This window comes from Micromonospora solifontis, assembly GCF_003725545.1.
In the GTDB taxonomy this organism is placed as follows: Bacteria; Actinomycetota; Actinomycetes; order Mycobacteriales; family Micromonosporaceae; genus Micromonospora; species Micromonospora solifontis.
Genome location: NZ_RJLN01000025.1, coordinates 63,255 through 70,525, shown reverse-complemented (window position 1 = coordinate 70,525; position 7,271 = coordinate 63,255). Strand labels below are relative to the sequence as shown.

Annotated in this window: 9 protein-coding genes and 3 tRNA genes; 8 read left to right on the top strand and 4 right to left on the bottom strand. The window is 74.4% G+C overall.

Going from position 1 to position 7,271, the window contains the following annotated elements:
• From EFE23_RS11675 to EFE23_RS11650, 6 genes are all read left to right on the top strand, one after another.
• Positions 1-625 (top strand): B12-binding domain-containing protein (locus EFE23_RS11675; protein WP_148058433.1); only part of this gene is annotated, 625 nt, incomplete at its 5' end.
• Between the two features lie 74 nt (positions 626-699).
• Complete coding sequence (locus EFE23_RS11670) at positions 700-1,497, top strand: polysaccharide deacetylase family protein (protein ID WP_123240910.1); 798 nt, start codon at positions 700-702, stop codon at positions 1,495-1,497.
• A gap of 155 nt (positions 1,498-1,652) precedes the next feature.
• A tRNA-Glu gene (locus EFE23_RS11665) sits at positions 1,653-1,725 on the top strand.
• 33 nt (positions 1,726-1,758) lie between these two features.
• Positions 1,759-1,832 (top strand) — tRNA-Asp (locus EFE23_RS11660).
• 75 nt (positions 1,833-1,907) lie between these two features.
• Positions 1,908-1,981, top strand: a tRNA-Phe gene (locus EFE23_RS11655).
• A 153-nt stretch (positions 1,982-2,134) separates the two neighbouring features.
• The gene (locus tag EFE23_RS11650) at positions 2,135-2,965 is read left to right on the top strand and encodes a hypothetical protein (RefSeq protein ID WP_148058432.1); all 831 of its coding nucleotides are present in this window, start codon (positions 2,135-2,137) and stop codon (positions 2,963-2,965) included.
• A 204-nt stretch (positions 2,966-3,169) separates the two neighbouring features.
• On the opposite strand, the gene EFE23_RS11645 is transcribed toward EFE23_RS11650, so the two are convergent.
• Together EFE23_RS11645 and EFE23_RS28145 are read right to left on the bottom strand one after the other, a co-directional pair.
• Positions 3,170-3,703, bottom strand: coding sequence for a hypothetical protein (locus EFE23_RS11645; protein ID WP_123240908.1), 534 nt, complete (start codon positions 3,701-3,703; stop codon positions 3,170-3,172).
• A 24-nt stretch (positions 3,704-3,727) separates the two neighbouring features.
• The gene (locus EFE23_RS28145) at positions 3,728-3,904 is read right to left on the bottom strand and encodes a hypothetical protein (RefSeq protein ID WP_158675847.1); all 177 of its coding nucleotides are present in this window, start codon (positions 3,902-3,904) and stop codon (positions 3,728-3,730) included.
• 148 nt (positions 3,905-4,052) lie between these two features.
• On the opposite strand from EFE23_RS28145, the gene EFE23_RS11640 reads away from it, so the two are divergent.
• The gene (locus tag EFE23_RS11640; protein ID WP_123240907.1) at positions 4,053-4,568 is read left to right on the top strand and encodes an SRPBCC family protein; all 516 of its coding nucleotides are present in this window, start codon (positions 4,053-4,055) and stop codon (positions 4,566-4,568) included.
• A gap of 32 nt (positions 4,569-4,600) precedes the next feature.
• Here EFE23_RS11640 and EFE23_RS11635 read toward each other — a convergent pair whose 3' ends face one another.
• Entirely contained in the window at positions 4,601-5,305 is a 705-nt protein-coding gene (locus EFE23_RS11635) for a DUF2786 domain-containing protein (protein ID WP_123240906.1), read from the bottom strand.
• A 54-nt stretch (positions 5,306-5,359) separates the two neighbouring features.
• Positions 5,360-5,749, bottom strand: coding sequence for a hypothetical protein (locus EFE23_RS11630; protein WP_123240905.1), 390 nt, complete (start codon positions 5,747-5,749; stop codon positions 5,360-5,362).
• A gap of 166 nt (positions 5,750-5,915) precedes the next feature.
• Between EFE23_RS11630 and EFE23_RS11625 the strand changes: the two genes are divergently transcribed.
• Positions 5,916-7,265, top strand: coding sequence for an ABC transporter substrate-binding protein (locus EFE23_RS11625; RefSeq protein ID WP_123240904.1), 1,350 nt, complete (start codon positions 5,916-5,918; stop codon positions 7,263-7,265).
• Positions 7,266-7,271: the final 6 nt, after the last annotated feature.

The following is a 7,271-nucleotide window of genomic DNA, read 5'->3' as shown; positions in this document are numbered from 1 at the left end:
GGTCGCCCGCGGGCTGGCGCGGGCCGCCATGCGGCTGGACTCGGCCGCCATCAGCGAGACGATCGCGTACGGCCTCGCCACCGACGGCGTGGTCGCCACCTGGGACGGGCTGCTGCGGCCGGTCCTCGCCGGCATCGGGGAGCGGCACACTGCCACCGCCGGGTTGATCGAGGTGGAGCACCTGATGTCCCGGTGCGTGTCGGAGGCGCTCGCCGCCACGGCCCGGTCCCACCCGACCACCGGGCCGGCCCGGATCCTGCTCTCCTGCGCCGACGAGGAGCAGCACACCCTGCCGCTGGAGGCGCTGGGCGCCGCCCTCGCCGAGGTCGGCGTGAGCTACCGGATGCTGGGCGCGCGGGTGCCGGTGGCGGCCCTGCTCGAGGCGGTCGCCCGGACCGGGCCGGCGGCCGTGGTGCTCTGGTCGCACACCCGGGCCACCGCCGATCCGCACCAGCTCTCCGCGCTGCTCGCCGCCCCGCGGCGGCCGCTGCTGGTGCTCGCCGCCGGCCCGGGTTGGCGGGCCGACACGCTGCCCGCCGGGGTGGTCCGCCCGGTGGATCTGACCGAGGCGATCTCGCTGGCACTGGCGGTACGGGACTCCCTGGACCAGTCCGCGACCGACTGACCGCCCCTCCCGGATCGGCGCTTCGTCCACTACGGTCGGAAAGTCCGCGTACCCCGACCCCTCCGGGAGCGACGATGCGTCCACGCGCCCTGCTGGCGCTCGCCGTCGGCCTGGTCCTGCTCCTGGCCGGCTGTGGCGAACCTGGCAAGACCCCGTCCCGGGCCGACGGTCCGCCCGCGGCCTCGGCCGCCCCGCCGCGTCCGACGCCCACGCCGCGCCCCAGCCGCACCGCCCCGCCGAAGCCCAAGCCCAAGCCGCAGCTGCGCCCGCTGCCCAAGACCCTGCCCGCCGGGCTGCACCGGCACAGCGGTGACCGGGGGGTGGCGCTCACCTTCGACGACGGACCGAACCCGCGCTGGACGCCGCAGATCCTCGACCAGCTCCGCGCGGCGCACGTCACGGCGACGTTCTGCCTGGTCGGCAAGGAGGCCCGGCGCTACCCGCAGCTGGTGGCACGGATCGTCCGGGAGGGCCACCAGCTGTGCAACCACAGCTGGCGGCACGACATGGACCTCGGCCGGCGCCCGGTGGCGGACATCCGGGCCGATCTGGTCCGGACCAACCAGGCGATCCGGGCCGCCGCCCCGAAGGCCAGGATCGCCTGGTTCCGCCAGCCCGGCGGCCGGTGGACGGCCGAGGAGGTGGCGGTGGCGGCCCAACTCGGCATGCGACCGCTGCACTGGAGCGTCGACCCGCAGGACTGGGACCGCCCGCCGGCGCAGACGATCATCAAGCGGGTGGAGTCGGCGAGCCGGCCCGGCTCGGTCGTGCTGATGCATGACGCGGGGGGCGACCGGAGCCAGACGATGGCCGCCTGCCGGACCCTGATTCCCGACCTCCGGCGTCGGTACGGGATCTCCAGGCTCCGCTAACACCCCCGTTGACCTGCTCTTTCCTTCGTCGGTGTGCCGGTAGCCATACCGGTTTGGCCGTCCGAGGAGGCATGGCATATGCTTCTCATGCCTCCGGCGGGGCCGGATGGGAGCAAGTCCGCTTGAAGTTGCGAGTATGCAATGATGGCGGGGCCGCCCTCATCGTCTAGCGGCCCAGGACGCCGCCCTTTCAAGGCGGTAGCACGGGTTCGAATCCCGTTGGGGGCACGGTCCGGTTCCGACCGGATGCAACACCAGCCAGGTCCTGTGGAGCAGTCGGAGTGCTCGCCGCCCTGTCAAGGCGGAGGTCGCGGGTTCAAGTCCCGTCAGGACCGCAAGCGCTGACGCCGCGCCTTCCACGCGCGGCGTTCTGCGTATCGGCCCGTGCGGTAGCATGAGCCGAGCACCACGGCCAGGTAGCTCAGTTGGTACGAGCGTCCGACTGAAAATCGGAAGGTCGGCGGTTCGACCCCGCCCCTGGCCACATAGCCTTTCGCCGGGCTACAGAGGTCCCCACTTGCGGAAACGCCGGTGGGGATCTTGCTTTTTCGCCGGCCCGGGTCCGGGGTTCGGTCTCGGGGGTGAGCCGGGGATCCTCCCGATGGTGCCGGACGGTGCCGCCGCGAAGACTGGCGGTATGACCCCAGCCGGAGACGTACGTCACCTCCTCCACCGCGCCCTCACCCCGTGGCGGGTGGCGTACCGGGCCGAGACGCTCCGCCGCCTCGCCTGGTCCGTCATCGCGCTGCCGAGCGCCCTGGCGGCGCTGGCCACCGCCCTGCGCCGCCCGGGCCGGATCCGGAACCTGGCCCGCGCGCTGCTCGCCCTGCCGGTCGCGCTCGCCGGGTCCGCGCTCACCGGCACGCTCGCCTTCCTGGTGCTGATCAACGTGCTGGCGTACCCGTTCCGCCCCTGGCTCGGCATCGGCGGCTCGACCGGGGACATCTGGGCCGACCGCTACGCCGACTCCTGGGGCGGCCCGACCCTGGCCGGCGCCTGGGCCACCCACGCCACCCTCATCCTGCTGCTGGTCGTCCCGCCGCTGGCCTGGGCCGTCCGGGGCCTCACCGCCCTTCAGCGGCGGCTGACCGGCTCGGCGGCTCCGGCGGTCCGCCCGGCGCCGAACCCCGGGACGGCGGCCGACCGGATGCCCCGCGACGCCGACGGCGTTCCGGCTCGGCCGGCGCCCACCGACCCCGGCGCGGAGCCGGCCCGGCGTTCCCGACCGTCCCGACGGTCTCGGCCGCCGCGCGGACGCCTGCGCCGGACGGGCGCGGTGCTGGCGGCGCTGGGGCTGCTGGTCGCGGCCTCGCTGACCGCGCACGCCAACGGGATCGGCGACAACCTGCTCTGGACGCCCCGGGACGCGGCGAGCAGCCTCGCCCTCGCGATCACCCTCACCCCGGTCGCGGGCTTGCTGCTGCTGCGGCGTACGGCCTGGTGGCGCTCCGCTCCCGGGTCGCGCTGATCCCGACCCCGCCCTGATCCCGCCGCGATCCCAGCCCGGGCGAGGCCAACCACCACCTGAGAGCGTCATGTCGGAGAGACATCTTTATGTCTCTCCGACATGACGCTCTCACCGGCAACCTTTGCCGGAGCGACCGGGCCCGAACGAAGGTCCGACGGCCTGGCTACGACAGGTGCGACGAGGACCTGACCGGCGTCCCCGCGGTCACCGCTTCGGGCGCTGCTCGCGGTTCTGTCCCATCCCGCTCTGGATCGCCTCCCACACGCTGCGGCCCGCCTGCCGCAGGCTCTCGCCGGCCTGGCCCGCGAGCTGAGCCGCTCCGGACGCCGCCCCGCCCTCGCCCTGGCCCCCCGCACCCCGGCCGCCTTCTCCCTGGCCCCCACCGGAGCCCGGTGCTGCACCGCCGGCACCACCCGGCGAGGGCTCGCCCGAGGGCTGCTCGGCAGCACCCGGCGGGCGCTCGGCACCGCCTGACGGTCCGGTCGGCGGCTCCGGGGACCGGGCGGGCGTCGGCGCGGTGACCGGCACCGGCGCGGCGGCGGGCGTCGGCGCGGCAGCGGGCTCGCCCGCCCGGTCGGCGATCTCCTGGATCATCGGGCCCACCTCCTCGGCGGTGACCCCCGCCGCACGGGCCAGCGCGTCGATGATCTGCGGGTTCCGATCCAGGGTGGTCAGCGCCCGGTCCAGGATCTGCACCAGTTTCTCCAGGCGCACCTTGAGCAGGGCCTCGGCGCTCACCCCGGTGACATCCAGCTCGACGCCCTACAGGCGCACCCGGACCCCGGCGTCGAGCTGGACCAGGTTCGCCAGCCGGGCACGCAGCGACAGGTCCGCGTCGAGCCCGTCCACCGCCAGCCGGAGCTGGTCGACCGCCACCTCCGGGATGTCGAGCAGGACGTCCGGCTCCCGTTCCCGCTCGGTCGCTTCGCTCTCGGTCATGCTCCCCGCTCCCCGCTGGCCCGTCCGCCGGGCCGGATCGGCGGCGGTTACCCGGTTTGCGCCGCGACATCCGTCCCCGCCTCAGGCGTCGACGAGCGGGCGCCCGCGAAGCTGCGCAGCGAGGCATCAGCCGGTATGGTCCGGGCCTATGGGACAGGAGATGAGCGATCCGGATGACGTCCGCCAGGAATTCGACCGCTTCTCCCTCCGCTGCCGCCTGCTCGCCCCGGCCTCCGCCGAACGGGCCTTCGCCGTCTTCACCGGATCGCTGACCGACTGGTGGGTGCGCGAGTACACCTGGTCCGGGCCCGACGCCCTGGCTGAGCTGGGCATCGAGCCCCGCGCCGGCGGGATGCTCTACGAGATCGGCCCGTACGGCTTCCGGAGCGACTTCGGCCGGGTGCTCACCTGGGACCCGCCCCGCCGGCTGGTGTTCACCTGGCAGATCGGGCCGGACCGGGTGCCGGTGCCCGACCCGGCGCGGGCCAGCGAGGTCGAGGTGCTCTTCCTGCCCGAGGGGCCGGACCGGACGCGGGTGGAGGTCGAACACCGCAACTTCGACCGGCACGGCGAGGCAGCCGAGGGCTACCGGGAGGCGCTGACCGCCGGTTGGCACGAGCTGCTCCGCCGCTACCTCGCCACGGTCGAGCGCAACGCGGGCTGAGCCGGCCCGGCACCGCGTCAGCCCTGCGGCTGTCAGCGCCCGATGCCGCGCGTCGTGCCGGCCCCGGCCACGCCCGGGCCACCCAGGTCGGCCCGGCGGCCCGCCGCCGCCCCCGAGCCGAAGCCGGTGCCGGCCAGCCGCCGCGCCGGGGCGGTACGCAGGCGGGGATAGGCCTCGGCCAGCCGGCGCTGGACCCGGCCGGAACGGTCAGCGAGCACCAGCGCCATCGAGGGTGCCCCGGACCCGGCGACCGCGTCGGCCTCGGCCGCCCGCAACCGCTCCGCCACCACGTGCGCGAAGCCGGCCAGCCAGGTACGCCGGAACGCGGCCGGATGCTCCCCGGCCGGCACCGCGGCGCCGGCCAGCCCGTGCGCGGCCTGCACCAGCAGCGAGGTGAAAAGCAGCTCGACCCGTTCCAGGTCGCTGGCGAAGCCGAAGAGGTGCATGGCGAAACCGGTGCCCTGCCGGCGTCGCACGCAGCGGCAGCGCAGCGGGTCGGCGACGGCGGCGAGCAGGCCGGCCTTGTCCCGGGCGTACGGGGCGACGACCTCGACCACCCGGTCGCCGACCGGGTCGGTGGCCGGTTCCCTCGCCGCGAGCAGCGCCCGGTCCACGCCGTAGCGGGCGATCAGCTCGGTCGCCTTGGCCATGAACGCGGCCGACTCGGCGGGCGTGCAGGCCGGGTCCTCGGCCTGGGCGAGCAGCTTCCGGACCTTGCTGAGCATCGCCTCGGACATGCACCAGAGCTACCACAGCCGGTGCCGCCGGACCCGCCGGCCACCCCGGCGCGGTCAGTCCGCCCGGCTCCGCAGCGTGGCCACCGTCGACCCGGCGAGGGTGAGCAGGCAGTCCGGCAGCAACCCGTCGGCCACGGCGGCCCCGAAGAGCGCCTCGCCGGTGTCGGCGTCGTCGTTGGCGTACGCGCTGACGAAGCGGGCCACCCATCGGGTGTCGTAGGCGGCCTGGTCGATGCCGGGGAAGTCCAGGGCGGCGCCGCCGGTCGGGGCGTCGTCACCGACCATGGCGGCGGCCAGACACCACGCCACCCCGTACGCGCCGGCCAGGCCGGAGCGGTCCACCACCGCGTCGAAGGTGCCCACCACCGCGTCGCCGTCACCGGCCAGGGCCGAGCGGAGCACGGCGGTCGCATCGTCCAGCGTCTGCTGTGCTTCGTCGCTCACCCGCCGAACAGTACTTCCGGGGGTCAAGCGGTGACCCCGAAACAGCACCACTGTCACGCTGAGTGATACCCGCAGTCGGGCTGCCGACGGAGCGACCTCCACGGTCCCACGGTCCGCGCCGGCACGCTAATGTGCGCAGCGGACCTTCGCCGGAGGAAGGACGACCATGCTCGTATCACGCGCGTCGCGCGCGGCCGTGTCCACGGCCTGCGCGGCGCTCCTGCTCGCCACCAGCGCCTGCGGGAGCGACAAGCCCGAGGGGGCGACCACCACCACCCAGGTGCGCCTCTACGGCACCGACGGCAACATGCAGAACTCGTACGTCGACGAGCTCAAGGACCGGGCGGATCTGCTCAACGGCATGAAGGGCACGATCCCGCTCACGCCGCTGCCCGAGACCTTCAAGGATCGGCTACGCACCGTAGACCCGAAGCTGAAGGACTTCCTCTACTCGGCCGAGACGTACGACGCCGTCGTGATCAGCGCGCTGGCCGCCCAGCTCGCCGGCACCACCGACCCGGGCGAGATCGCCAAGCAGATCGTCGGGGTGACCACCGGCGGACAGCGGTGCGACGATCCGGGGACCTGCCTCCAGCTGGCCCGCGCGGGCCAGGACATCGAGTACCGGGGGGTGTCGCTGACCCGGGCCGGGTTCACCGATGCCGGCGAGCCGGCCACCGCCAGCTACGCCACCCTGCACTTCGACGACAAGAAGATCAACGACGGCAAGACCGAGTTCGTCGGCGCCGGTGACGAGTCCGCGGCGAGCAGCAAGGCCCCGCCGCGCGGCAAGAAGCAGCGCGGCAAGCCGGGCAAGGAGGCGGGTGCCCCGCTGGTGCTCGGCGGGCTCCTGCCGAAGACCGGTGACCTGGCGCTGGCCTACCCGCCGATCGCGGCTGGCGCGGCGCTGGCCCTCAAGGAGGTCAACGCCGCCGGTGGGGTGCTCGGCGAGCCGGTGACCTGGATCGACGGCGACGACGGCACCAACCCGACGATCGCCAAGGCGACCGTCGCCTCGCACGTCAGCAAGGGCGTGCACGTCATCATCGGTGCGGCCGCCTCGGGCATCTCCCGGGCCGTGCTGCCCGACGTGGTGGCCGCCGGTCGGGTGCTCTTCTCCCCGTCGAACACCGACGCCGGGCTGACCACCATCGACGACAAGGGCCTCTACTTCCGTACCGCCCCGTCGGACATCCTTCAGGGCCGGGCGCTGGCCGACGTGATCCTCCGCGACGGCCCGCACAAGATCGCCATCGTGGCCCGTAAGGACTCCTACGGCGAGGGCCTCCAGGAGAACGTCCGCGCCGAGCTGGAGCGGGCCGGGGTGGGCGCGGACCGGGTCAAGCTGCTCACCTACGAGCCGCCGGCCGACGCCAAGGCGCCGCCGGTCGACTTCAGCGACGGCGCGCGGCAGATCAAGGACTTCCGCGCGGACGCCGTACTGGTGATCGGCTTCGGTGAGTCGGCGCGCGTGATCACCGCGCTGGCCGACGCCGGGGTGCAGATCCGGCACTGACCGCTG